The sequence below is a fragment of the Escherichia sp. KTE114 genome (genome assembly GCF_000407765.1).
Classification (GTDB): Bacteria; Pseudomonadota; Gammaproteobacteria; order Enterobacterales; family Enterobacteriaceae; genus Escherichia; species Escherichia ruysiae.
In genome coordinates, this window is record NZ_KE136626.1 from 2234805 (window position 1) to 2261262 (window position 26458).

The 26458-nt window shown below is 51.2% G+C and carries 18 protein-coding genes and 1 pseudogene; 13 read left to right on the forward strand and 6 right to left on the reverse strand.

What is annotated here, in order from left to right:
- The first annotated feature begins 7 nt into the window (after window positions 1-7).
- Genes zorB1 through zorD form a run of 3 tightly spaced genes read left to right on the forward strand, consistent with a single transcriptional unit; the run spans window position 8 to window position 5768 of the window.
- Window positions 8-742: a type I Zorya anti-phage system protein ZorB1 gene (gene zorB1, locus WC5_RS10310; RefSeq protein ID WP_000483325.1), complete on the forward strand. Its 735-nt coding sequence runs from the start codon at window positions 8-10 to the stop codon at window positions 740-742.
- Complete coding sequence (zorC, locus tag WC5_RS10305; protein ID WP_000199508.1) at window positions 742-2529, forward strand: type I Zorya anti-phage system protein ZorC; 1788 nt, start codon at window positions 742-744, stop codon at window positions 2527-2529. Before zorB1 ends, zorC begins: the two co-directional genes overlap by 1 nt.
- On the forward strand, window positions 2529-5768 hold the full coding sequence (zorD, locus tag WC5_RS10300; RefSeq protein ID WP_000473722.1) for a type I Zorya anti-phage system protein ZorD: 3240 nt from the start codon (window positions 2529-2531) through the stop codon (window positions 5766-5768). The genes zorC and zorD overlap by 1 nt, the downstream gene beginning before the upstream one ends.
- A gap of 363 nt (window positions 5769-6131) precedes the next feature.
- Here the strand turns inward: zorD and WC5_RS10295 are convergent, their stop codons facing one another.
- Complete coding sequence (locus WC5_RS10295) at window positions 6132-6764, reverse strand: LysE family transporter (RefSeq protein ID WP_000371334.1); 633 nt, start codon at window positions 6762-6764, stop codon at window positions 6132-6134.
- A gap of 133 nt (window positions 6765-6897) precedes the next feature.
- Window positions 6898-9543 (reverse strand): autotransporter outer membrane beta-barrel domain-containing protein, encoded by a 2646-nt coding sequence (locus WC5_RS24850; protein ID WP_016231595.1) that lies wholly within the window; start codon window positions 9541-9543, stop codon window positions 6898-6900.
- 571 nt (window positions 9544-10114) lie between these two features.
- Between WC5_RS24850 and yahO the strand changes: the two genes are divergently transcribed.
- Window positions 10115-10390 (forward strand): DUF1471 family periplasmic protein YahO, encoded by a 276-nt coding sequence (gene yahO / locus WC5_RS10290; protein WP_000848012.1) that lies wholly within the window; start codon window positions 10115-10117, stop codon window positions 10388-10390.
- A 108-nt stretch (window positions 10391-10498) separates the two neighbouring features.
- Here yahO and prpR read toward each other — a convergent pair.
- Window positions 10499-12085, reverse strand: a pseudogene (gene prpR / locus WC5_RS10280) (propionate catabolism operon regulatory protein PrpR).
- A gap of 238 nt (window positions 12086-12323) precedes the next feature.
- On the opposite strand from prpR, the gene prpB reads away from it, so the two are divergent.
- From prpB to codA, 6 genes are all read left to right on the forward strand, one after another.
- Window positions 12324-13214 carry a methylisocitrate lyase gene (gene prpB, locus WC5_RS10275; RefSeq protein WP_000052181.1) on the forward strand — a complete coding sequence of 297 codons (891 nt, stop codon included), beginning with the start codon at window positions 12324-12326 and terminating at the stop codon, window positions 13212-13214.
- Between the two features lie 160 nt (window positions 13215-13374).
- Complete coding sequence (gene prpC, locus WC5_RS10270; RefSeq protein ID WP_001285921.1) at window positions 13375-14544, forward strand: bifunctional 2-methylcitrate synthase/citrate synthase; 1170 nt, start codon at window positions 13375-13377, stop codon at window positions 14542-14544.
- A 285-nt stretch (window positions 14545-14829) separates the two neighbouring features.
- The gene (prpD, locus tag WC5_RS10265; RefSeq protein ID WP_001275871.1) at window positions 14830-16281 is read left to right on the forward strand and encodes a 2-methylcitrate dehydratase; all 1452 of its coding nucleotides are present in this window, start codon (window positions 14830-14832) and stop codon (window positions 16279-16281) included.
- Between the two features lie 39 nt (window positions 16282-16320).
- A complete protein-coding gene (gene prpE / locus WC5_RS10260; protein ID WP_000010246.1) occupies window positions 16321-18207 on the forward strand; it encodes a propionate--CoA ligase in 1887 nt (628 codons plus the stop codon).
- Window positions 18208-18442: 235 nt separating this feature from the next.
- Window positions 18443-19702 (forward strand): cytosine permease, encoded by a 1260-nt coding sequence (codB, locus tag WC5_RS10255; protein WP_000076243.1) that lies wholly within the window; start codon window positions 18443-18445, stop codon window positions 19700-19702.
- The gene (gene codA, locus WC5_RS10250) at window positions 19692-20975 is read left to right on the forward strand and encodes a cytosine/isoguanine deaminase (protein ID WP_010349666.1); all 1284 of its coding nucleotides are present in this window, start codon (window positions 19692-19694) and stop codon (window positions 20973-20975) included. Before codB ends, codA begins: the two co-directional genes overlap by 11 nt.
- Window positions 20976-21014: 39 nt before the next feature.
- Here the strand turns inward: codA and cynR are convergent, their stop codons facing one another.
- Window positions 21015-21914 carry a transcriptional regulator CynR gene (cynR, locus tag WC5_RS10245; RefSeq protein ID WP_016231596.1) on the reverse strand — a complete coding sequence of 300 codons (900 nt, stop codon included), beginning with the start codon at window positions 21912-21914 and terminating at the stop codon, window positions 21015-21017.
- A 109-nt stretch (window positions 21915-22023) separates the two neighbouring features.
- Between cynR and cynT the strand changes: the two genes are divergently transcribed.
- From cynT to cynX, 3 genes are read left to right on the forward strand one after another with little or no spacing between them, the layout of a single operon-like run.
- Complete coding sequence (gene cynT / locus WC5_RS10240; RefSeq protein WP_016231597.1) at window positions 22024-22683, forward strand: carbonic anhydrase CynT; 660 nt, start codon at window positions 22024-22026, stop codon at window positions 22681-22683.
- Window positions 22684-22713: 30 nt separating this feature from the next.
- Entirely contained in the window at window positions 22714-23184 is a 471-nt protein-coding gene (gene cynS / locus WC5_RS10235) for a cyanase (RefSeq protein ID WP_016231598.1), read from the forward strand.
- 5 nt (window positions 23185-23189) lie between these two features.
- Complete coding sequence (cynX, locus tag WC5_RS10230; RefSeq protein WP_016231599.1) at window positions 23190-24371, forward strand: cyanate transporter CynX; 1182 nt, start codon at window positions 23190-23192, stop codon at window positions 24369-24371.
- A 156-nt stretch (window positions 24372-24527) separates the two neighbouring features.
- On the opposite strand, the gene lacA is transcribed toward cynX, so the two are convergent.
- Both lacA and lacY read right to left on the reverse strand, forming a co-directional pair.
- On the reverse strand, window positions 24528-25148 hold the full coding sequence (gene lacA / locus WC5_RS10225) for a galactoside O-acetyltransferase (RefSeq protein WP_001057322.1): 621 nt from the start codon (window positions 25146-25148) through the stop codon (window positions 24528-24530).
- 29 nt (window positions 25149-25177) lie between these two features.
- Window positions 25178-26431 (reverse strand): lactose permease, encoded by a 1254-nt coding sequence (gene lacY / locus WC5_RS10220; RefSeq protein WP_000499564.1) that lies wholly within the window; start codon window positions 26429-26431, stop codon window positions 25178-25180.
- Between the last annotated feature and the right edge of the window lie 27 nt (window positions 26432-26458).

Genomic DNA, 26458 nt, shown 5'->3' on the forward strand with positions numbered 1-26458 from the left:
CAGGCTGATGTTTAACCGGGTATTTAATGGCAGGCAACGGCGCAGCGATGAAGCGGAAAAACCCTTCTGGATCTCCTATGCAGACCTGATGACCGCCATGATGGTGCTGTTTCTGGTGGTGATGGTGGCGTCACTTAGCTCTGTTACGCAGCGGATCCAGCAGGCGGAAGCGGGGGAGAAATCGCGCGGGCATGATATCGCTCGCCTGTGTGAAAAACTTGAGCTTCAGGCGAAAAATCTCAACAAGACGATTCAGGTTGATTGTCATGACAACCGTATCAGCTTTGGTGAAGCCGGGCGTTTTGAGCACAATCGCTTTGCGCTTAACGCCGAAGGATTGCAGGCGCTACAGGATGTGGTGCCGTTAGTGCTGGAGGCGGCAAATAGCGATGAAGGCAAAAAATGGTTTAAGCAAATTGTTATAGAAGGTTTTACGGATACCGACGGTTCTTATCTCTATAACTTGCACCTTTCGTTGCAACGCTCGGAATGGGTGATGTGCAGTTTGCTGGATAGCAGAAGCGCGCTACAGCAAAAAATAACCCCGGAACAGCAAGTCCAGATCCGCAAATTATTTCTGGCGGGCGGGGTTTCGTTCAACAATGCGAAAGAGAGTAAAGAAGCCAGCCGTCGCGTAGAACTGCGGATGCAATTCTTTGGCCTGAAAGACAAAAAGCACGACGAAAGCATGGATGTTGTTCCTGGCATTAGTCAGGAAACCTGTCAGTTGGGAGCCATGTAATGACTTCCGCTATTGAAAAACTGAAAACCCGTTTGCTGCCCTACCGGGAGCAGAACGTGCAGCCGACGGTAAGTCACGCTTTTCACTATCTTCAGCGCGTTATCGCGCAACTTGAGAGGAAGGTAGATGCTCGCGCAGTGCAGATGGTTCCCCCTCTGGAGAAACGCCGTCAGGCCATTGCCCGACTGCGTGCGGGGGAGATGCCAGGGCCCTTCGAGTGGAAGATGATTTTTTTTGGCCTTAATGACGTGGCAGAAGGCGATCTGTTTGAAATTGCATTGATTGATGATGCAACAAACTTCGCGAGGATTATCGCTGAAATTGAACAAAAAATTGCGCAGCAGCGGTTAACACGCCGCGAATGGCTGGCGTTATGTACCAGCTACTTTGGTCATTCCAACGATACGCCGGAAAAGAATCCACAGTGGCTTCAGCTACGCACGCAGATTGCTCGCGGCTTTCAGCAGCTAAAAGAGAGTGCGCCGCGTCAGATGTCCTGGATGTCGGTCATTGACACCTATAGCGATATTTTTACCGATAATGCAGGTTTTCTTCTCGGACAACAGCTTGGGCGTGGAGAAATCACGGATATTTCGGTGCTGGAGAAAGTCGCGCAAATTCCGCAAACCAGCTGGTTATGGCGCAAAATTGTTAACCACCTGGTCAATGAGATTTTTTGCCTGACTGACGATGATTTTCAGCAGAAAATTAATTCTCTTATCGCCTTAAGCCGCCAGCTTACGCGGTTTAAAGATAATATTCTGGCAGCCACGCTGACCCGTTATTATCAGTCAGCTTTTAAACATCAAACGCATTTCGAACTCAAGCAATTAGCCCTGGAATATTGGGGAAATCCGCAGTTAACCAGCCGTAATAAAAGCTGGCAGGTTCACGTTGAAAATCCCGTATTACTGATGGTGCAAGGATGGTTCGCCAAAGACGACCTGAAACTGTTCTTTGAATTGCTGAAAGGCAATCGGGATGTTGACCATGCGCGCCTGTTCTACTGGCTACGTTTTGCTAATCAAATGAGCTATACGCGCATTGTGCTGGGCGAAGATGCACTGCGATCCAAAGATGCCGATTATGTTGAATTCAGGGCGAAAAACGCAGGGCGATTAAGCCGCCTGCAAGGTTCTGGTTCACGCGATAACAATGCCATGATTATGCGCATTGGCGATTATCTGTTTGTCGAATTTTCGAAAGTGGGGGCGATGTATGCCTACCATATGGGGAATGCGCCTTTTAATCCGGAAACCGGCATTCTTGATATTGATTATGATCTGAAAGATAAGCGGAATAACCGCCGTAAAGTCCGGTTGCGTTTACCGCATTTATCGCCGGTATTTCTCTACTCACTCAACCGAATTGAGGGGTGGATGAGCCGATATGATGAAGAACTTCGTAAGCTGGGTATTGATTACGTTGCGGAAGATATAAATCAGTCCTCTGTCACTTTGGATATCTCTCGCTTCAATGCGTCAAAGACCGTGAGTCGGCCTGAACCTGCATCGTTACCTGAACATGAAGTCAGTGATGTAAAGTCAGACCGGGAAGAGCAAATCAAAATCATCGCCTCCTCGTTAAAAGCCAAAAAAGAGCTCCCTGGCCGGGAACAGCAAATCCGGGAGATTATTCGTTCGGTCGATTGCAAAGTGATGGATAAACGAGGGCTGGGGGGCGCAATCCACATTCAGTTCAATGAACCTGACCATGAAGCGGCACAAAAATTACTCAGCCTTGGGTTTAAACCGGTGCTGGGTAAATTTACTTACTGGAGCAAATAGTGTTCAAAAAATTGTTGGGTAAATTTATTAAAGAGAATACCTCACTACCCGCTTCATTTGTGCCGTTGTATGTGATGAAAGAAGAGGGTTTTGCTTTCCCCTTTAGTCTTGCCGATAGCGAAGATAACTGGCCTGTCGCCTCATGCCTGGAACAGCTTCATGAGGAAGATTATGTTTCTCACTGGTCTGATTGCTGGTTTCTTGGTTGGGATGATTTTTACCGCATCCGGAAAAATGACGACTATGCCAGCAGCCTGGCGATTTTCGCTTTTCCCCCACAGCGCAATCTGACGGCTCATCTTGCTGCAACAGGAAGCATTAGCGATGACACTTTTCGCGTTTTCATTGATAAATGGACCCTGCCTGACGACTATCGCCCTGTTGAGATAACTTGCACAGGCGCCAGCTTTTCCTCTGCGGAAGGCACCTTTGTGTTAAGTGAAGAGAACTGGCAACTTCTGGACGCACTACAGCAACTCAGGTTGCAGCAGCGACAGACGCCGGGCGAAACGGTCAACCAAACCAGTTGGGCCAAAATACGGCGGCAGGCCAAAAAAGCAGGGGCAAAACTGGATGACTATCTCGCGAAAACGATCGTCATCAGGCCGGAATCGTTGCAGTTAAAACTGCGGAAATCGCTGGTGGTGGATACTCCGGTGCTGGAAATTGAACCTGTTTTTGATGAGCAGCCTGCCAACTGGTTACAGAGTTTTGACCGCACGCAACAGGTGCAGGATCGTTACCGTGTTTTAGGGGACGATGGTGTCTTAAACCATGTCATTCTTTCTCCTGAAGTCAAAGACGTTCTGACCTCCGTACACGCTATTACAGGGCGTCGCGTGGCGGGGGATGATGCGCTCTCATTTGTTCGCAACCCCTACACCTGGATTGGTGAAGAGGCGAGCCAGGTGCTCGATCCTGACGTTTATGAGCAGAATTTACAGGACGCCGGGATCTACTTTTATGATTTCCGCCTGGAACCGCAGATTGATGAAAACAGGCAAATTGCGTCGGTAACGCTTCTTCTCAGTCCCAGAACTGAGCAATCTGTGGCGGATGAAACCTATATCTTTAAACGACCTGGTGAACTGGCGGCGTTGCTTTCTGAACTGGAGCAAAAGTTAGCGGCACAACTGCCCGCCGGAGTCTGGCAGGGTTACGATCTGGAGCTTTCCAGATTCAGCCAGGAAGAACTGCAAGGTTATCAGGCATTGCTTGAAAACTGGCAGCACCAGGCGGCGGGAATGAATTTTACCCACGTCCTCGATCTGAACAAATACAGCGACCGGGTTATCGGGATCGGTGAATTTGAAAAAATAAGTTCGCCTTATCTGGTCAAAAGTGAAAGTGAAAAATGGCTTCCAGAGAACCTTGCGCAAGAGATGTGCGAGGCCATGTTCTCTGGCTGGGATCTCGATAATCATCAACATTTTCAGGAACTGGAAGAGCGGCTGGAAGAGGCAAAAGCCACGGATGCGCCGGAAGTCGCCATGCCCTGGAACGACAACCTTTTGCCCCGTGAAGAAGCAGAAATTTTCCACGATAAATGGAAAAAGAAAATCGATGGCGAAACAAATGATGGTGTCAATAGTGAGCCGGTCAGTCGCGCCGTTCTGCTGATAGAACAAAATATCGAGCAGGCGCTGTATGTTAAACAACGGCGGGACTCTTTGCTCGGTGCACATCAGGCAGAAGTCGAACTACCGATGATCCTCAAAACGTCCATTCAGCTACGTGAACACCAGCGTAAAGGGGTAGCGTGGCTCCAGCAGTTGTATCTAAAGTCGCCAACCGAGACGGCGGGATGTTTACTGGCAGACGATATGGGGCTGGGTAAAACCTTACAGATTCTAACTTTTCTCATCTGGCACCGTGAACGTTTCCCGGATGCGCCTCCTTCGCTGATCGTTGCTCCGGTGTCGTTACTCGATAACTGGGAGCGTGAGGTTGGGAATTTCTTCCTGCGCGAGCAGGTGTCGATTTTAAAACTCTACGGTAATGAACTTAAGGCGAAGAAATGCGCGAAAGAGAGCATTCCTCAGGCGCTTAAAAGTAAGGGGATTAAGAACTTACTGCAAAGTGACTGGGTGGGGGACGCGCATATTGTTCTTACCACCTATGAGACGTTGCGCGATCAGGAATTTTCGCTGGCTCGCCAACCCTGGTCCATAATGGTGTGCGACGAAGCGCAGAAAATTAAAAATCCGGCGGCATTAATTACCCAATCGGCAAAAGCCATTCAGGCACAATTTAAAGTCGCATGTACCGGGACACCAGTCGAAAATACCCTTGTCGATCTGTGGTGTTTATTTGACTTCGTTCAGCCTGGTTTGTTGGGGGCTTTAAATAATTTTGGTAAAGATTATCTGCGCCCCATTGAGCAACAGAATGATAATGCTGTCCTCGAATCGCTACGTAAATTAATAGAACCGCAGACGCTGCGCCGCACCAAAGAAGAAGTGGCGAAAGACCTGCCGGATAAGATTGAAGATCAACGCTGTAAGCAGTTGAATATGCTGCCATTGCAACGGGATCTCTATACCCACTCGGTTGCAAGCTGGCAAAACCAACAGGAGATCAGCGAAGGGCTGGATCAACGAGGCTCAGGTATGCTGGGGTTACTGCATCGCCTGAAACTTATTTGCGCATGGCCTTATTCCGTCAGTGCAGATCTGCGCTTACGGAACGATGCCCCGAAAGTAAAATGGCTGCTGGAGACATTAAATACGATTCGCCAGTCATCCGATGACAAAGTGATTATTTTTACGGAACTGCGCGATATTCAACGAGAACTGCAACATCTGATTGCGCAGCATTTTGGCTTTAAGCCTTTTATTATTAATGGTGATACCAGTACCAAATCTGGCAGCGATCAAAATCGTCAGAGCCTGATCGATGCATTTCAGTCAACGCCCGGTTTTAACGTCATTATTTTATCCACCATTGCGGTTGGGTTTGGCGTCAATGTCCAAAAAGCAAATCATGTCATCCACTTTACCCGTTGCTGGAATCCGGCGAAGGAAGATCAGGCGACCGATCGGGCCTACCGTATCGGGCAGCAGAAAGATGTTTACGTCTATTATCCGACGGTGCGTGATAGCCAGTTAATGACTTTTGAAGAAACGCTGGATGAATTACTGAACCGACGCCGGGCATTGGCGAGAGATATGCTCAAAGGGGCAACCGATCTGACCGCCGCAGATTTTGAAGCGGTGCTGGCGGGTACACCGCAGGCGTAGGGAATGCAATGGGTGATGCTAAGACTCAAAAAAGCGTGCGGAGTTGTCTTCGCTATAACCGGGCGAGTAAATCGACAGGGATTCGTTATTGCTTTATTAATGAACAACAAAGATATTTTGTGAATGTATGAGTTGACATTCATATGAAAAAAATCATAATTTCGTCATGTTTGCGTAGGGCACTTTCTGTATCTTATGCATCGCACCAGGGCCTGACAGAAAATATGCTGTAAGGTTCGTATCAAAAAACCGCCATTAGCTCATCAGGAAGAGCAGACGACAACCAGGATTGTTGTATGGTACGGGGTTCGAGGCCTCGATGGCGGTCCAACTTTTCAATCATATTAATTACCAATCATCAGCTTATTGCCGCGTCATCCCTTCATAAATCAGCCGTAGCGCGAATACACCAATAATCATCCCAATAATCCGACTGGCGACCTGCTGCATACGTCCATATGCGCGACGCACGGCAGGTAAAGAAAACGCCTGACTAAGAAATACACGCCAGATAACAGACGCGAACACGATCCCTGCCCAGGCCATTAAACGCGCCCAGGTCGGCGTTTCTGCACTTAACGTCACTGAGAAGATACTGATAAAAAATAAAACTGTTTGTGGATTAGAGAGATCGGTAATGAGTCCACGGCGGAAAAATACATACCAGGGGGCACTAAGGGGCTGCTGTAACGCGCTCATCTGTGGTGTTGATTGTCGGCGCATACTGTTCCAGGCAAACCATAAGAGATAAGCACCGCCGACGATTTTAATGAGTGAGAAAACCTCTTCACACTGGGTAATGAGCGTTGCCATCCCAAACAATCCCAGCCCGGAATAGATGGCGTCGCCCAGCGCCACACCAAGCCCGGTGAGTACGCCCGCACGACGGCCGGAAGCCAGACTGGTTTGAACCACGACAAAGAGATTTGCGCCTGGATTAAAAAATGTGATGACGAACAGTCCCACGGTCAGGTAAACGGCGTGCAAAGGATCCATAGTGATTTCATCCATAAATAAGCTGAATTAACTTCATCATATTTATAGTAAAAATGACTGAATGCGAGCGCGATCACAAAGAACGTTGATCTAAAAAGAGTGCCACCCGCACGTGACGGGCGGCAAAGTGGCATTAAAAGAGATATTTCATGCCCAGCATTCCCTGGGTATCGCTGTAACCGTTGTCACCCAACTGCTGGGCGACGTTTCCCCACAGTTGCAGACGTGGATTAAGCTGACCTTCCACCCCAACTTTTAACTCACCGATATTGCGCGTGCCGATGATCTCATCGCTGATGCCATCCATCTTCACGCTGTAATTGCGGGAGTTATAAATCCAGTTGGCTTCCACGAAAGGCTGGAAGGAACGCGCTTTATGATCATCAATAGCATTATGACCTTGCAGGTACGCTTTCACCCCCAGACGCGTTTGCAGGTTACCTTCGGTGCTGTCCTCAACCAGAGTGCCATTGTCTTCAGTATGATTATCGGCCTTCACATCCATCCACGTCAGTTGCATTTTAGGCTGCAACCAGTAGCTGGTGCGGGCATCTGCGCTTTCACCAAGACGGAAGGTATAACCCGCTTCAATGGCGGCGGTGATACCGTCAGAGTGATATTTTTCACTGGGCAGATACTCGCCGGAGACGGTGTTATCAAACCAGTTATAGAGCAACCAGCTATCAACATAAGTCCCTGTTTTATCTGCTTCGTTAGCGTACCAGGTGCCATACACGCCCACACTGTAGCCGTCGATTTGCCCGCGTGAGTTGTACCCGGTCAGGTTGGAATGTGTGTGACTCTTGCTGTTGGCATAGCCAGCCATCAGGCCGAGATGCCAACGATCGAGAGCATTACTGCTCCATTGCGCAATATCGCCGCCAAGTTGCAGAACATAACGGTTGCTCTGGGTGTTCAGTTCATCTGAGCGATCCTTAAAGCGGTTATGTCCGCCAATGTTACGTAACCACAGACTGGTCACTTTCTGCTCGCCGGTCAGGAGGTCGGTGTATTGTGTTTCCCCCAGACGGTCATGCAGTCGGGTATTAAACAGGGTATTTGCCGCCTGAATATTGGCCACATAGCTGCCAATCTCCGGGCGATACTGATGCTTTCTTTCCGGCTGCGGAACAGATGGCGTAACAGGCGGCTCCGGTGTCACTGGCGGTTCTGGTGTTACAGGGGGTTCTGGTGTTACAGGAGGCTCAGGATCTGGTTCCGGGACTACAGGCAGTTCCGGTGGGGTATACGGTCCTGCGGGAATTTCACTGGTTAAAAACCAGTTCTGGTTGTCGCTTTTGGTCACGTTGTAATCATAGGGACCGGCAACAATACGCCCCTCTTTACTGAAAACGCCCTCTGACAGGCCGTCAACCTCTACAATTTTTATCCCTTCCAGGGTATCCGCGCCCAGGCCGCCCGCATTGTTGACCATGATGCGGGTGCTACCGGAAGTATCACCTTTTACGACGAGTTTATCCGTTGCGGAATTATCATCGCCTAATACAGTATGCATGACTAACAAACCATCACTGGCAGTATAGTTGCCGTTAATGGTCAGTGTGGTCGGCGTGAACTCGTGGCCTTGTTCATACGAAGACAGCGTTGCTGTTCCAGCCAGCGCCAGCGTTTTTAACGCTTGCGAATAACCGTTTAAATCGAGGTGTCCACCACCGTCGACAATAAAATCGGAGTTGGGGCTGAAGGTATTCTCTTTACCCGTACGTAGGCTGCCTTTGGTTATATAGGTATTACCGGCATAGTTATTCATACCGGATAATGTTGTCGTCCCGGAGCCGACCTGGTTAACCTGGCCGTTTCCCTGTATAGGTGAGGCCAGGAGAAAATCGGTACTGGAGTGATTAAAGTTTACTACCGATGTGGAGGAAGCATCTGCGGCTCCCAAATGAATAAATGGCGTATTAATCGAACCTGCAGGCTGTTCAGCCTCACCTTGCGCACCACCAATATTTAAAACGCCTGTGGCGCCAGGTGCGACAGTAACCCAGATAAACGAATTGGCATTGATTGTTGCACCGTTATTAACGGTAAGGATACCGGTAGTATTAAAAGCAACATCTGGGCTGAATCCACCAAGATAAACATATTCAGCATTCAATGTTGAATTTTTACCGTCAACCAGAACCTCGCCATAACTATTACGATTTTTTGATGTACCATTGCCTGGATAAGCATATCCAATAGCTACCTGAGCTGAGGTAGTGAGTGTGCCGCCATTAGTAATACGTAAATTGCCGGTTCCCTGATCGCCAACAAGAGCAATGTTAGAGGAAACTGATGAGTTTTCCCCATCAATAACCATCAACCCTTTGGCATCACCATAATACTCACCAATCCTGAGTTCCTGCAGGCCACTTATCTTACTGCCTTCTAACACGTATACGGTGCCGGAACCTTCATTTGTACCCAAATACATTTTGGAGGTAGGGGTATCAAACTGCCAGTTGGTATGGTCGGATAAAGTGAGGGAACCTTCAGAGTTATTGCCTACGGTAGCATTAGCAGTAATAAGTGAAATATTTTCAATGAGTAATGAGCCGTTAGAGTTTTGGCCTACATTCAAAGAAGTAAAATGATTCCATCCGGGAGCATAACCCTCAGAGGCAATAACTTTTGCTTCTTCGCCATTATTAATGACAACAGTGCTATTTTCATCTGTGGGTGGGGTTACGGCCAGAGATACGGGTGTGGATAATATTGTTGAAATGGCTATAGCCAGGGTTGATAAAGCATGTTTTGCTAGTTTCATATCACTCACTTTCATCCTTAAATTTAAATGGCGAGATGTTTTTATTGCACTGTTTTTCTTCCCGAAGCCTTGTAAGGCGTAAATATACAAGTTGCTAAATGAGAATATCTGTAATATTAGATGCCATAAATTTATTAAAGTGTTAGTTGTTTATTGCATTGATAGGTTTTAGTGGTTTGTAAGTGGTGTGAATGAATTTTTCAATGTTATTATTAAAAAATAATGGCAAATCGTCTTAAGGTTAATAATGGATAAGGCAAATAATGCTTATAAAAATCAACTCAATAGATTGTTTTGTTTTTTTTGTTCAGAAAAATAATGTGGGTGGCGTAAGTTTTATATTGAATATCTGGCAGAGTGAAAATTTGAGATTTTTATAAAAAATAATTCAAATAACACCAGCGATAATTGCAGTGAAAGTTATTAACCAGTCGGACAAGAGTGGTTCGCATTAAGAACAATACAAATATATTCTCTTTTCCTGTGGATTTTTCCTAACCGCTGAACTACTTATTAATCAACCCTGATGATGACTGTTAGCTTCAGGGCATTAGCCAATCACACATTATGGAGTTCACCTATGAAAACTGGAACTAAGCTCTTAGTTGGTGCGTTAGCTTTTGTTGTCACAAACGTCTATGCCGCTGAATTGATGACTAAAGCGGAATTTGAAAAGGTTGAATCGCAATATGAAAAAATAGGTGATATTTCAACAAGTAATGAAATGTCGACCGCAGATGCAAAAGAAGATCTAATCAAAAAAGCGGATGAAAAAGGTGCTGATGTGTTGGTACTGACCTCCGGTCAGACTGACAATAAGATCCACGGCACGGCAAATATTTATAAGAAGAAGTAATTCTGAAACCATGTAAATATGCCCGATGTGCACGTCTATCGGTGAATGCAATATATTGAAATTCATGATTTTGTAGGCCGGATAGGGGGTCACACCGCATCCGGCAATTTAATTTTTCAGCCGCCGCCAGAACGTCGTTCGGCTGATGCCTAAATAATTCGCCGCTGCTGTTTTATCACCATTAAATTTCTCCAGTGCCTGTTGGGGTGTCAGCAAGGGAGAGGCGGTAATTTTCGCCGACGCGTGGGCTAATTCCGGCAGTAGCCGTTGCAAAAACTGCGGCGTTAAATCCGGCGTCGGTTCCACACTTAAAAATAGCGCCAGTCGCTCCATCATATTGCGGAGTTCACGAATATTTCCCGGCTACTCATAGTGCAATAAAACCACCTGGCAGGTATTTAACCCCTCGCGTAACGCAGCAGAAAACGGGGCGGAGAGCGCCGCCAGAGACACTTTTAAAAAGCTTTCTGCCAACGGCAGAATATCCGCACCCCGCTCGCGCAGTGGCGGCAATTGCAGACGTAAAATACTCAGTCGATAAAACAGATCACGGCGAAAACGTCCTTGCTGCATATCCTCTTCCAGATTGCAGTGGGTGGCGCTGATGACCCGCACATTTACCGGAATCGGTTGATGTCCGCCGACGCGAGTGACCTCTTTTTCTTCCAGCACCCGCAGCAGGCGAGTCTGCAAAGGCAGCGGCATTTCGCCAATTTCATCAAGAAACAGCGTGCCGCCGTGGGCAATTTCAAACAGCCCGGCGCGGCCTCCGCGTCGCGAGCCGGTAAACGCCCCTTCCTCATAGCCAAACAGCTCCGCTTTCAGCAATGATTCAGCAATCGCTCCGCAGTTCACTGCAACAAACGGATGCGACTTTTTGCCCTGTCGCGCATCGTGGCGGGCAAAGTATTCCCGATGTATCGCCTGAGCCGCCAGCTCTTTACCGGTTCCCGTTTCTCCCTGAATCAGCACCGCCGCACTGGAGCGGGCATAGAGCAAAATGGTTTGCCGCACTTGTTCCATCTGTGGCGATTGACCAAGCATATCGCTCAGAACGTAACGAGTACGCAGGGCGTTGCGGGTAGTGTCCTGGGCGTTATGCCTTAGAGACATGCGCGTCATATCCAGCGCATCGCTGAACGCCTGGCGCACGGTGGCAGCGGAATAGATAAAAATTCCGGTCATTCCGGCTTCTTCTGCCAGATCTGTAATCAGCCCGGCACCGACCACGGCTTCGGTGCCGCTAGCTTTTAGCTCGTTAATCTGCCCGCGTGCGTCTTCTTCGGTGATATAGCTACGTTGGTCGAGGCGCAGATTAAAGGTCTTCTGAAACGCGACCAGCGCCGGAATGGTTTCCTGATAAGTAACGACGCCAATCGATGAGGTGAGTTTTCCGGCTTTTGCCAGTGCCTGTAACACATCAAAGCCGCTCGGTTTAATCAAAATAACGGGCACTGACAGGCGGCTTTTCAGGTACGCGCCGTTAGAGCCAGCGGCGATGATGGCGTCGCAGCGTTCACTTGCCAGTTTCTTGCGGATGTAGGCCACCGCTTTTTCAAAGCCAAGCTGGATAGGCGTTATGTTCGCCAGGTGATCAAACTCAAGGCTGATATCGCGAAACAGTTCGAACAGACGCGTCACTGATACCGTCCAAAAAACGGGTTTATCGTCGTTCAGCCGTGGTGGATGTGCCATAGCACCCCAAAGAATTAAGAAACCGAATATTGGGTTTAGTATTGTTTCATAATTGTTGCAATGAAACGCGGTGAAACATTGCCTGAAACGTTAACTGAAACGCATATTTGCGGATTAAGTAAGAGTGTTTTTGTTAACAAATTGAAATGTATTGATTATTTTGAGTTTATCAATTGTGGCATAGCCCTTGCTTTGTGTTTATCAACGAAAATAACAAGTTGATAACAAAGGATGGGCTATGTCTCTACACTCTCCAGGTAAAGCGTTTCGCGCTGCACTCTCCAAAGAAACTCCGTTGCAAATTGTTGGCACCATTAACGCCAACCATGCGTTGTTGGCGCAGCGTGCCGGATATCAGGCGATTTATCTCTCCGGTGGTGGCGTGGCGGCAGGTTCGCTGGGGCTACCCGATCTCGGTATTTCTACCCTTGATGATGTGCTGACCGATATTCGGCGTATCACCGACGTTTGCTCGCTGCCGCTGCTGGTTGATGCCGATATCGGCTTTGGCTCTTCGGCCTTTAACGTGGCGCGTACTGTGAAATCGATGATTAAAGCCGGTGCGGCAGGATTGCATATTGAAGATCAGATCGGCGCGAAACGCTGCGGTCATCGCCCGAACAAAGCGATCGTCTCGAAAGAGGAGATGGTTGATCGGATCCGCGCGGCGGTGGATGCGAAAACCGATCCTGATTTTGTGATCATGGCGCGCACCGATGCGCTGGCAGTGGAAGGTCTGGACGGCGCGATCGAACGCGCGCGAGCCTATGTTGAAGCCGGTGCCGAGATGCTGTTCCCGGAGGCTATTACTGAACTCGCCATGTACCGCCAGTTTGCCGATGCGGTGCAGGTGCCAATCCTCGCCAACATTACCGAATTTGGCGCCACGCCCCTGTTCACCACCGATGAATTACGCAGCGCCCATGTCGCAATGGCGCTTTACCCGCTTTCAGCATTCCGCGCCATGAACCGCGCCGCTGAACATGTCTACAACGTCCTGCGTCAGGAAGGCACGCAGAAAAGCGTGATCGACACCATGCAGACCCGCAACGAGTTGTACGAAAGCATCAACTACTACCAGTACGAAGAGAAGCTCGACGACCTGTTTGCCCGTAGCCAGGCGAAATAAAAAACGCCCGTTGGTTGTATTCGACAACCGATGCCTGATGCGCCGCTGACGCGACTTATCAGGCCTACGGGGTGAACTGAACTGTAGGTCGGATAAGACGCATGGCGTCGCATCCGACAACAATCTCGACCCTACAAATGATAACAATGACGAGGACAACATGAGCGACACAACGATCCTGCAAAACAGTACCCATGTCATTAAACCAAAAAAATCTGTGGCACTTTCTGGCGTTCCGGCGGGTAACACCGCGCTTTGTACCGTAGGCAAAAGCGGCAACGACCTGCACTATCGCGGCTACGATATTCTCGATCTCGCAGAACATTGCGAATTTGAAGAAGTGGCGCATCTGCTGATCCACGGCAAACTGCCGACCCGTGACGAACTCGCCGCTTACAAAACGAAACTGAAAGCCCTGCGCGGTTTACCGGCTAACGTACGTACCGTGCTGGAAGCCTTACCGGCGGCGTCACACCCGATGGATGTCATGCGCACCGGCGTTTCCGCGCTCGGCTGCACGCTGCCGGAAAAAGAAGGGCACACCGTCTCCGGCGCGCGGGATATTGCCGACAAACTGTTGGCGTCGCTGAGTTCGATTCTTCTCTACTGGTATCACTACAGCCACAACGGCGAACGCATCCAGCCGGAAACCGATGACGACTCTATCGGCGGTCACTTCCTGCATCTGCTGCATGGCGAAAAGCCATCGCAAAGTTGGGAAAAGGCGATGCAAATTTCGCTGGTGCTGTATGCCGAGCACGAGTTTAACGCCTCCACCTTTACCAGCCGGGTGATTGCAGGCACCGGCTCTGACATGTACTCAGCCATTATCGGCGCAATCGGCGCACTGCGCGGGCCGAAACACGGCGGGGCGAATGAAGTGTCGCTGGAGATCCAGCAACGCTACGAAACGCCGGACGAAGCCGAAGCGGATATCCGTAAGCGCGTGGAAAACAAAGAAGTGGTGATTGGTTTTGGCCATCCGGTTTATACCATCGCCGACCCGCGCCATCAGGTGATCAAGCGTGTGGCGAAGCAGCTCTCGCAGGAAGGCGGCTCGCTGAAGATGTACAACATTGCCGATCGCCTGGAAACGGTGATGTGGGAGAGCAAAAAGATGTTCCCCAATCTCGACTGGTTCTCCGCTGTTTCCTACAACATGATGGGCGTTCCCACAGAGATGTTCACACCACTGTTTGTTATCGCCCGCGTCACCGGCTGGGCGGCGCACATTATCGAACAACGTCAGGACAACAAAATTATCCGTCCTTCCGCCAATTATGTTGGGCCGGAAGACCGCCCGTTTGTCGCGCTGGATAAGCGTCAGTAAGAAGAACGGCGCAGGAGGTAACAGCGTGCACAATTTGCCCGTTAGGGTGAGGGGGAAGGCCAGCTCAGGTGCGGACATATACCCTCACCCCGGCCCTCTCCCTGGAAGGGAGAGGGGGAAAAACGCGCTCCATTTTGACCAAGTGCACGAACAGTTCCCTCGCCCCTTTGGGGAGAGGGTTAGGGTGAGGGGAAAGGCCTGCTCAGAAGCAAACACTCACCCTCGATAACAGAGTAAAAAAATAACCACTTTAACTTTATAAAAAATCCGAAGGAAACGTACCCAATGTCAGCTCAAATCAACAACATCCGCCCGGAATTCGACCGTGAAATCGTTGATATCGTCGATTACGTGATGAACTACGAAATCAGCTCCAAAGTAGCCTACGACACCGCACATTACTGCCTGCTCGACACTCTCGGCTGCGGTCTTGAAGCCCTTGAATACCCGGCCTGTAAAAAACTGCTGGGGCCAATTGTCCCCGGCACCGTCGTACCCAACGGCGTGCGCGTCCCCGGAACTCAGTTTCAGCTCGACCCCGTCCAGGCGGCATTTAACATCGGCGCAATGATCCGTTGGCTCGATTTCAACGATACCTGGCTGGCGGCGGAGTGGGGGCATCCTTCCGACAACCTCGGCGGCATTCTGGCAACGGCGGACTGGCTTTCGCGCAACGCGGTCGCCAGCGGCAAAGCGCCGTTGACCATGAAACAGGTGCTGACCGGAATGATCAAAGCCCATGAAATTCAGGGCTGCATCGCGCTGGAAAACTCCTTTAACCGCGTCGGCCTCGACCACGTTCTGTTAGTGAAAGTCGCTTCCACCGCCGTGGTCGCAGAAATGCTCGGCCTGACCCGCGAGGAAATCCTCAACGCCGTTTCGCTGGCGTGGGTAGACGGTCAGTCGCTGCGCACCTACCGTCATGCGCCGAACACCGGCACACGTAAATCCTGGGCAGCAGGCGATGCCACATCCCGCGCGGTACGTCTGGCGCTGATGGCGAAAACCGGCGAAATGGGTTACCCATCAGCCCTGACCGCGCCGGTGTGGGGCTTCTACGACGTCTCCTTTAAAGGCGAGTCGTTCCGCTTCCAGCGCCCGTATGGTTCCTACGTCATGGAAAATGTGCTGTTCAAAATCTCCTTCCCGGCGGAGTTCCACTCCCAGACGGCAGTTGAAGCAGCGATGACGCTCTATGAACAGATGCAGGCAGCAGGCAAAACGGCGGCAGATATCGAAAAAGTGACCATTCGCACCCACGAAGCCTGTATTCGCATCATCGACAAAAAAGGCCCCCTCAATAACCCGGCTGACCGCGACCACTGCATTCAGTACATGGTGGCGATCCCGCTGCTGTTCGGGCGCTTAACGGCGGCAGATTACGAAGACAAGGTTGCGCAAGATAAACGTATCGATGCCCTGCGCGAGAAGATCAATTGCTTTGAAGATCCGGCGTTTACCGCTGACTACCACGACCCGGAAAAACGCGCTATCGCCAATGCCATTACCCTTGAGTTCACCGACGGCACGCGCTTTGAAGAAGTGGTGGTGGAGTACCCGATTGGTCATGCTCGCCGCCGTCAGGATGGCATTCCGAAACTGGTCGATAAATTCAAAATCAACCTCGCGCGCCAGTTCCCGACTCGCCAGCAGCAGCGCATTCTGGACGTTTCTCTCGACAGAACTCGCCTCGAACAGATGCCGGTCAATGAGTATCTCGACCTGTACGTCATTTAAGCAAACAGCGGTAAGGCGTAAGTTCAACAGGAGAGCATTATGTCTTTTAGCGAATTTTATCAGCGTTCGATTAACGAACCGGAGCAGTTCTGGGCTGAGCAGGCTCAGCGTATTGACTGGCAGACGCCCTTTACGCAAACGCTTGATCACAGCAACCCGCCGTTTGCCCGTTGGTTTTGTGAGGGGCGAACCAACTTGTGTCACAACGCCATCGACCGCTGGCTGGAGAAACAGCCAGAGGCGCTGGCATTGATTGCCGTCTCTTCGGAGACAGAAGAAGAGCGCACCTTTACCTTTCGCCAGTTGTATGACGAAGTGAACGCGGTGGCGTCCATGCTGCGCTCGCTGGGCGTGCAGCGTGGCGATCGGGTACTGGTGTATATGCCGATGATTGCCGAAGCGCATATTACGTTGCTGGCCTGCGCGCGCATTGGCGCTATTCACTCGGTGGTGTTTGGTGGATTTGCCTCGCACAGCGTGGCGGCGCGGATTGACGATGCCAGGCCGGTGCTGATTGTCTCGGCAGATGCCGGGGCGCGCGGTGGCAAAATCATTCCCTATAAAAAATTGCTCGACGATGCGATAAGTCAGGCGCAACACCAGCCGCGCCATGTTTTGCTGGTGGATCGCGGGCTGGCGAAAATGGCGCGCGTCAGCGGGCGGGATGTCGATTTTGCGTCGTTGCGCCATCAGCACATCGGCGCGCGGGTGCCGGTGGCGTGGCTGGAATCCAACGAAACCTCCTGCATTCTCTACACCTCCGGCACGACCGGCAAACCTAAAGGTGTGCAGCGTGACGTCGGCGGATATGCGGTGGCGCTGGCGACCTCGATGGAAACTATTTTTGGCGGCAAAGCGGGCGGCGTGTTCTTTTGCGCGTCGGATATCGGCTGGGTGGTGGGGCATTCGTATATCGTCTACGCGCCGTTGCTGGCGGGGATGGCGACCATTGTTTACGAAGGATTGCCGACCTGGCCGGACTGCGGCGTGTGGTGGAAAATCGTCGAGAAATATCAGGTTAGCCGTATGTTCTCGGCGCCGACCGCCATTCGCGTGCTGAAAAAATTCCCTACCGCTGAAATTCGCAAACACGATCTCTCGTCGCTGGAAGTGCTCTATCTGGCGGGGGAGCCACTGGACGAGCCGACCGCCAGTTGGGTGAGCAATACGCTGGATGTGCCGGTCATCGACAACTACTGGCAGACTGAATCCGGCTGGCCGATTATGGCGATTGCTCGCGGTCTGGACGACAGGCCGACGCGTCTGGGAAGCCCAGGCGTGCCGATGTATGGCTACAACGTGCAGTTGCTCAATGAAGTCACCGGCGAACCGTGCGGCGTCAATGAGAAAGGGATGCTGGTGGTGGAAGGGCCATTGCCGCCGGGCTGTATTCAAACCATCTGGGGTGATGATGACCGCTTTGTGAAGACTTACTGGTCGCTGTTTTCCCGTCCGGTTTACGCCACCTTTGACTGGGGCATCCGCGACGGTGACGGTTATCACTTTATTCTCGGGCGTACCGATGATGTGATTAATGTTGCCGGGCATCGGTTGGGGACGCGCGAGATTGAAGAGAGTATCTCCAGTCATCCGGGCGTTGCCGAAGTAGCAGTGGTTGGGGTGAAAGATGCGCTGAAAGGGCAGGTGGCAGTGGCGTTTGTCATTCCCAAAGAGAGCGACAGTCTGGAAGACCGCGACGTGGCGCTCTCGCAAGAGAAGGCGATTATGGCGCTGGTGGACAGCCAGATTGGCAACTTTGGCCGCCCGGCGCATGTCTGGTTTGTCTCGCAATTACCGAAAACGCGATCCGGAAAAATGCTGCGCCGCACGATCCAGGCGATTTGCGAAGGACGCGATCCGGGGGATCTGACGACCATTGATGATCCAGCGTCGCTGGATCAGATCCGCCAGGCGATGGAAGAGTAAGGTATTGTCGGATGCGTCGCGCGCCGCATCCGACAGCCGTGCGCCGATGCCTGATGCGACGCTGTCGCGTCTTATCACGCCTACCCACTGTTTTTACACAGATAATTTTTTCCCCATCTTTTTTTATTCATTCATATAAAAAATATATTCCACCACGGAAACGATTGCTTTTTATTTTCAGATGAATAGAATGCGGCGGATTTTTTGGGTTTCAAACAGCAAACGGAGGAATTTCGTGTCGCAAGATAACAACTTTAGCCAGGGGCCAGTCCCGCAGTCGGCGCGCAAAGGGGTATTGGCATTGACGTTCGTCATGCTGGGATTAACCTTCTTTTCCGCCAGTATGTGGACCGGCGGCACTCTCGGAACCGGTCTTAGCTATCATGATTTCTTCCTCGCAGTCCTCATCGGTAATCTTCTCCTCGGTATTTACACTTCATTTCTTGGTTACATTGGCGCAAAAACCGGCCTGACCACCCATCTTCTTGCTCGCTTCTCTTTTGGTGTTAAAGGCTCATGGCTGCCTTCACTGCTGCTGGGCGGCACCCAGGTCGGCTGGTTTGGCGTTGGCGTAGCGATGTTTGCTATTCCGGTGGGCAAGGCGACCGGGCTGGATATTAATTTGCTGATTGCCGTATCCGGTCTACTGATGACCGTAACCGTGTTCTTTGGCATTTCGGCGCTGACGGTTCTGTCTGTAATTGCGGTTCCGGCGATTGCCTGCCTTGGCGGTTATTCCGTGTGGCTGGCCGTTAACGGTATGGGCGGTCTGGAGGCATTGAAAGCAGTCGTTCCCGCACAACCGTTAGATTTCAATGTCGCGCTGGCGCTGGTTGTCGGTTCATTTATCAGTGCGGGCACGCTCACCGCTGACTTTGTCCGGTTTGGTCGCAATGCCAAACTGGCGGTGCTGGTGGCGATGGTGGCCTTTTTCCTCGGCAACTCGTTGATGTTTATTTTCGGTGCAGCGGGCGCTGCGGCACTGGGGATGGCGGATATCTCTGATGTGATGATTGCTCAGGGCCTGCTGTTGCCTGCGATTGTGGTGCTGGGGCTAAATATCTGGACCACCAACGATAACGCGCTCTATGCGTCGGGTTTAGGTTTCGCCAACATTACCGGGATGTCGAGCAAAACGCTTTCGGTGATCAACGGTATTATCGGTACGGTCTGCGCATTATGGCTGTATAACAATTTTGTTGGCTGGCTGACCTTCCTTTCGGCAGCTATTCCTCCGGTGGGTGGCGTGATCATCGCTGATTATCTGATGAACCGTCGCCGCTATGAGCACTTTGCGACCACGCGTATGATGAGTGTCAATTGGGTGGCGATTCTGGCGGTCGCGCTGGGGATTGCCGCAGGCCACTGGTTACCGGGAATTGTTCCGGTCAACGCAGTATTAGGTGGCGCGCTGAGCTATCTGATCCTTAACCCGATTTTGAATCGTAAAACGACAGCAGCAATGACGCATGTGGAGGCTAACAGTGTCGAATAACGCTTTACAAACAATTATTAACGCCCGGTTACCCGGCAAAGAGGGGCTGTGGCAGATTCATCTGCAGGACGGAAAAATCAGCGCCATTGATGCGCAATCCGGCGTGATGCCCGTATCTGAAAACAGCCTGGATGCCGAACAAGGTTTAGTTTTACCGCCGTTTGTGGAGCCGCATATTCACCTGGACACCACGCAAACCGCAGGGCAACCGAACTGGAATCAGTCCGGCACGCTGTTTGAAGGCATTGAACGCTGGGCTGAGCGCAAAGCGTTATTAACCCATGACGATGTGAAACAACGCGCCTGGCAAACGCTGAAATGGCAGATTGCCAACGGCATTCAGCATGTGCGTACCCATGTCGATGTTTCGGACGCAACGCTGACCGCGCTGAAAGCAATGCTGGAAGTGAAGCAGGAAGTCGCGCCGTGGATTGATTTGCAAATCGTCGCCTTCCCGCAGGAAGGGATTTTGTCGTATCCCAACGGTGAAGCGTTGCTGGAAGAGGCGCTACGCTTAGGGGCAGACGTCGTTGGGGCGATTCCGCATTTTGAATTTACCCGTGAATACGGCGTGGAGTCGCTGCATAAAACCTTCGCTCTGGCGCAAAAATACGACCGTCTGATCGACGTTCACTGTGATGAGATCGACGATGAGCAGTCGCGCTTTGTCGAAACCGTTGCCGCCCTGGCGCACCGTGAAGGCATGGGCGCGCGCGTCACCGCCAGCCACACCACGGCAATGCACTCCTATAACGGGGCGTATACCTCGCGCCTGTTCCGCTTGCTGAAAATGTCCGGTATTAACTTTGTCGCCAACCCGTTGGTCAATATTCATCTGCAAGGACGTTTCGATACGTATCCAAAACGTCGCGGCATCACGCGCGTTAAAGAGATGCTGGAGTCCGGCATTAACGTCTGCTTTGGTCACGATGATGTCTTCGATCCGTGGTATCCGCTGGGAACTGCGAATATGCTGCAAGTGCTGCATATGGGGCTGCATGTTTGCCAGCTGATGGGCTATGGGCAGATTAACGATGGCCTGAATTTAATCACCCACCACAGCGCCAGGACGTTGAATTTGCAGGATTACGGCATTGCCGCCGGAAACAGCGCCAACCTGATTATCCTGCCGGCTGAAAATGGATTTGATGCGCTGCGCCGTCAGGTTCCGGTACGTTATTCGGTACGTGGCGGCAAGGTGATTGCCAGCACACAACCGGCACAAACCACCGTATATCTGGAGCAGCCAGAAGCCATCGATTACAAACGGTAATTTCCTCTGTGTTGAAGAGCCACTGACCTGTGTCAGTGGCTACCGTGATTCATTCCCGCCAACAACCGCGTATTCCTCCAACGCCATGTGCAAAAATGCCTTCGCGGCGGCTGTCTGCCAGCTATTTTTCCGCCGCAACAAAACCGCCGTTCTCTCCAGTAGTGGCGGGGCAAGAGAAATAGCTTTAAGCCCATCATGTTGTGTGGCAATCGCTGCTGGTAACAATGTGGAAAGGGAAGTGCGGCGAATCAGCTCCAGAACCGCGCTAATTGAGTTCGCCTCAATGACCACCTGTGGATGTAACCCCGCTTTCTCGCAGTAGTGGTCAATTTGCTCTCTGGTGGCAAATTCCGCGCTGAGCAGGACCAGTTTTTCATCATGCAAGCGACTCAACGCCACCTGTTCACAGGCAGCCAGCGGATGATGTTGCGCCACGACTAACGCTAAACTTTCTGTCAGTAAAGGAATTGCCTCCAGCTCCGGCGAATGCACAGGCGCGAAAGCAATCCCAACGTCCAGCTCGTCGCGGCAAAGCAGATCTTCTATTTTCTCCTGCGACATTTCCTGTAGCCGGAGCGTGATGCCGGGGTAACGCGCATAGAAATCCGCCATTAAAGGGCCGATAAAGTAGCTCGTAAAGGTAGGGGTGACGGCGATACGCAGCGATCCTCGCGTCAGATCGGCAACATCATGAATCGCCCGTTTACCCGCTCCCAGTTCCTGTAATACCCGGCTGGCGTACTGTCGCCAGACTTCCCCCGCATCGGTGAGACGAATCGTTCGCCCGCTACGGTCAAACAGCGGCACGCCCAGACTCTCCTCTAACTGGCGAATCTGCTGGGAAAGCGCAGGCTGGGAGACGTGCAACGCACTGGCGGCACGGGTGAAGCTGCCATGTTCAGCCACGGCAAGAAAATAATTGATATGTCGAGAGAGCATTTGCCAACCTATAAGTAAATCCAATAGAACTCATCATAAATGAGACTTTTACCTTATGGCAATCGGCGAGTAGTCTGCCTCTCATTCCAGAGACAGACAGAGGTTAACGGTGAAAGAGATTATTGATGGATTCCTTAAATTCCAGCGCGAGGCATTTCCGAAGCGGGAAGCCTTGTTTAAACAGCTGGCGACACAGCAAAGTCCGCGCACACTTTTTATTTCCTGCTCCGATAGCCGTCTGGTTCCTGAGCTGGTGACGCAACGTGAACCCGGCGATCTGTTTGTTATTCGCAACGCGGGCAATATCGTCCCTTCTTACGGGCCAGAACCCGGTGGTGTCTCCGCTTCGGTGGAGTATGCCGTCGCCGTGCTTCGGGTATCCGACATTGTGATTTGCGGTCATTCCAACTGTGGCGCAATGACCGCTATTGCCAGCTGCCAGTGCATGGACCATATGCCTGCCGTCTCTCACTGGCTGCGTTATGCCGATTCTGCCCGCGTCGTTAATGAGGCGCGCCCGCATCGCGATTTACCGTCCAAAGCTGCGGCGATGGTGCGTGAAAACGTGATTGCTCAGTTGGCTAATTTGCAAACTCATCCATCGGTGCGCCTGGCGCTCGAAGAGGGGCGGATCGCCCTGCACGGTTGGGTCTACGACATTGAAAGCGGCAGCATCGCAGCCTTTGACGGCGCAACCTGCCAGTTCGTGCCACTGGCAACCAATCCCGGCGTTTGTGCCATACCGCTACGCCAGCAAGCTGCAGCATAACCATACTTTTAATCCATCAGGAGATTTACCATGATTCAGTCGCAAATTAACCGCAATATTCGTCTTGATCTTGCCGATGCTATTTTGCTCAGCAAAGCTAAAAAAGATCTCTCATTTGCCGAGCTTGCCGACGGCACCGGTCTGGCAGAAGCCTTCGTGACCGCTGCTTTGCTGGGGCAGCAGGCGCTTCCTGCCGACGCTGCCCGTCTGGTTGGGGCGAAACTGGATCTCGACGAAGACGCCATTCTACTGTTGCAGATGATTCCGCTGCGTGGCTGCATTGATGACCGTGTTCCAACCGACCCAACGATGTACCGTTTCTATGAAATGTTGCAGGTGTACGGCACCACTCTGAAAGCGTTGGTTCATGAGAAGTTTGGCGATGGCATCATCAGTGCGATTAACTTCAAACTCGACGTCAAGAAGGTGGCGGACCCGGAAGGTGGCGAACGCGCGGTCATCACCTTAGATGGCAAATATCTGCCAACCAAACCGTTCTGACAACCATGCGCGACCATCAAAAGACGTTCACAATGCTGCTGGTTCTGGTGCTGATTGGTCTTAATATGCGACCACTGCTCACCTCCGTCGGACCACTGCTACCGCAATTGCGTCAGGCGAGTGGAATGAGCTTTAGCGTGGCATCCCTGTTGACGGCTCTGCCGGTGGTCACCATGGGCGGGCTGGCGCTGGCCGGAAGCTGGCTTCATCAGCATGTCAGCGAACGTCGCAGCGTCGCCATCAGCCTGGTGCTGATTGCCGTCGGTGCATTGATGCGTGAGCTTTACCCTCAAAGTGCGCTGCTGCTCAGCAGCGCACTGCTCGGTGGGGTGGGAATCGGCATCATTCAGGCGGTGATGCCTTCGGTGATTAAACGGCAGTATCAGCAGCGCACGCCACTGGTGATGGGGCTGTGGTCTGCGGCACTTATGGGCGGTGGTGGACTTGGTGCTGCCCTGACGCCCTGGTTAGTTCAACACAGCGAAAACTGGTATCAAACACTCGCCTGGTGGGCGCTACCTGCCATTATTGCGCTCTTTGCCTGGTGGTGGCAGAGCAATCTCCAGGCCTCTTCATCTCACAACACGACAATCACTCCGGTTCGTGTGGTATTCACTCCTCGCGCCTGGACGCTGGGGCTTTACTTCGGTCTGATTAACGGCGGTTACGCTAGCCTGATTGCCTGGTTACCCGCCTTCTATATTGAGATTGGCGCCAGCGCGCAGTACAGCGGCTCCTTGCTGGCGTTGATGACGCTTGGGCAAGCCGCAGGAGCTTTGCTGATGCCTGCTATGGCTCGCCATCAGGATCGGCGCAAACTTTTGATGCTGGCACTGGCGTTACAACTGGTTGGTTTCTGTGGCTTTATCTGGCTGCCACTGCAATTGCCGGTATTGTGGGCGATGGTGTGTGGTTTAGGTCTGGGCGGCGCGTTTCCGCTCTGTTTGCTGCTGGCTCTCGACCACTCTCCGCAACCGGCTATTGCTGGCAAGCTGGTGGCGTTTATGCAGGGGATCGGCTTTATCATCGCCGGGCTTTCCCCCTGGTTTTCTGGCGTGTTGCGTAGTATCAGCGGCAATTACCTGATGGACTGGGTGTTTCATGCGCTGTGCGTTGTTGGGCTGATGATCATAACCCTGCGATTTGCACCGGCACGTTTTCCGCAGCTGTGGGTCAAAGAGGCATGAGGTGACGCTTGTTTCGCCAGATGATGGAAAATGTCGGATGTGCCCAGTGGCGCATCCGACATTTGTTCCATCGCTTTGTTCATGCCGGATGCGGCGTGAACGCCTTATCCGGCTTACGTAGAGCACTGAACTTGCAGGCCTGATAAGCGTAGCGCATCAGGCAATTTTGCTTTTGCCATCAGTCTCATAATCTTTGAAATAATATTGCTTATCCCGGTCGTTTATTTCGCGAATAACCCGACAGGGAACGCCCGCAGCTACGACGTTTGGTGGAATGTCTTTTGTGACGACACTACCCGCGCCAATAACCGAATTTTCCCCGATGGTGACGCCTGGATTAATGACCACATGACTGCCAATCCAGACATCATTACCAATCGTTATCGGAAAAGAGTACATCTCTCCGTTTTTTCTTAATTCATGGTGTACAGGGTGCCCGGTAACGGAAATAGTAACGTTGGGTGCAATCAGTACGTTATCACCGATCGTTACCGTGTAATCATCGACGATGGTTAAATTGAAATTTGCATAAAAATTGCGGCCTATATGGATGTTGGAACCGTAAGAGAAATAGACAGGCGGCTCTATCCAGGCATTTTCCCCTACCGTGGCAAACATTTCTTTAATCAGGCTTTCCCTTTTTTCAACTTCCGCTGGATGCGAGTGATTAAACTCATACATTAACGTTTTCCCACGAAGTCTTTTTTCAGGTAAGCCTTCGCACATATCGGTAAATAACTTTCCTGCTTTTATTCTTTCTGTCATCGACATGTTCATTACGATTATTCCGTTCCGACATTGATTGCTTAAGCGACTTCATTCACCTGGCGACGCAGCAGAGAAAGCGGGCCGGGGCCGCTAAGCGTGAACACGGAAATTAAGGTGAAGCCCAGCGCCACCAGACCCAGCACCAGATACGCGCCCTGGAAACCGATACTTTCATACATATTGCCTGCCAGAACAGACATAAAAATCATCGCCAGTTGCTTAAAGAAGCAGAAACAGACCAGATAAATTGTCGCTGAAAAACGCACTTCAAACTGGCTGGTAATATATTTAAAGCAGCCCACCAGCAGGAACGGTACTTCAAACATATGCAGCGTTTTTAGAATAACCACTTCCAGTGCCGAGGTGGCGAACGATGAGCCAATAATACGTACTGACATAATGGTGCCAGCCAGCAGCAGGGCGTTTTTCCCGCCGATGCGATTAATGATCAGTGGCGCAAAGAACATAATCGAAGCGTTAAGTAATTCGCCCATTGTTGTGACATAGCCAAATACCCGCGTACCCTGCTCACCGGTGGCAAAGAACGAAGTAAAGAAATTAGCAAACTGTTGGTCAAAAACATCGTAGGTGCAGGAAACGCCAATAACATACAGCGACAAAAACCACAGTTTGGGTTGTCTGAACAGTTCCAGCGCCAGCTTAAGGCTAAATGCCGAATGGTTGGCACCTACGGCATTGGCAACCGTGGCGGAAGAAGGTGCATCCGTTTTGGCGAAAAAGAGCAAAATGGCGAGAATGAGTGCACAGCCAGAACCCAGCCAGAAAACAAACTGATTATTGATGGTGAACATAATGCCGACAATCGAGGCACACAGCGCCCAGCCAACGCAGCCAAACATCCGAGCGCGACCAAATTCGAAATTACTGCGACGGCTGACCTTCTCGATAAATGCTTCTACTGCTGGCGCACCGGCGTTAAAACAAAAGCCAAGATAAATACCACCAACAACCGAACCTACTAAAATATTGTATTGTAACAGCGGGCCAAAGATAAAAATAAAGAATGGCGCAAACATCACTAACATGCCGGTAATAATCCACAGCAGGTATTTGCGCAGTCCAAGTTTGTCAGAAAGCAAGCCAAACAGCGGTTGAAATAACAGAGAGAACAGGGAAATCGCAGCGAAAATAATGCCCGTATCACTTTTGCTGATATGGTTGATGTCATGTAGCCAAATCGGGAAAAACGGGAAGTAGGCTCCCATGATAAAAAAGTAAAAGAAAAAGAATAAGCCGAACATCCAAAAGTTTGTGTTTTTTAGATAGAACATAATGGATTTCCTTACGCGAAATACGGG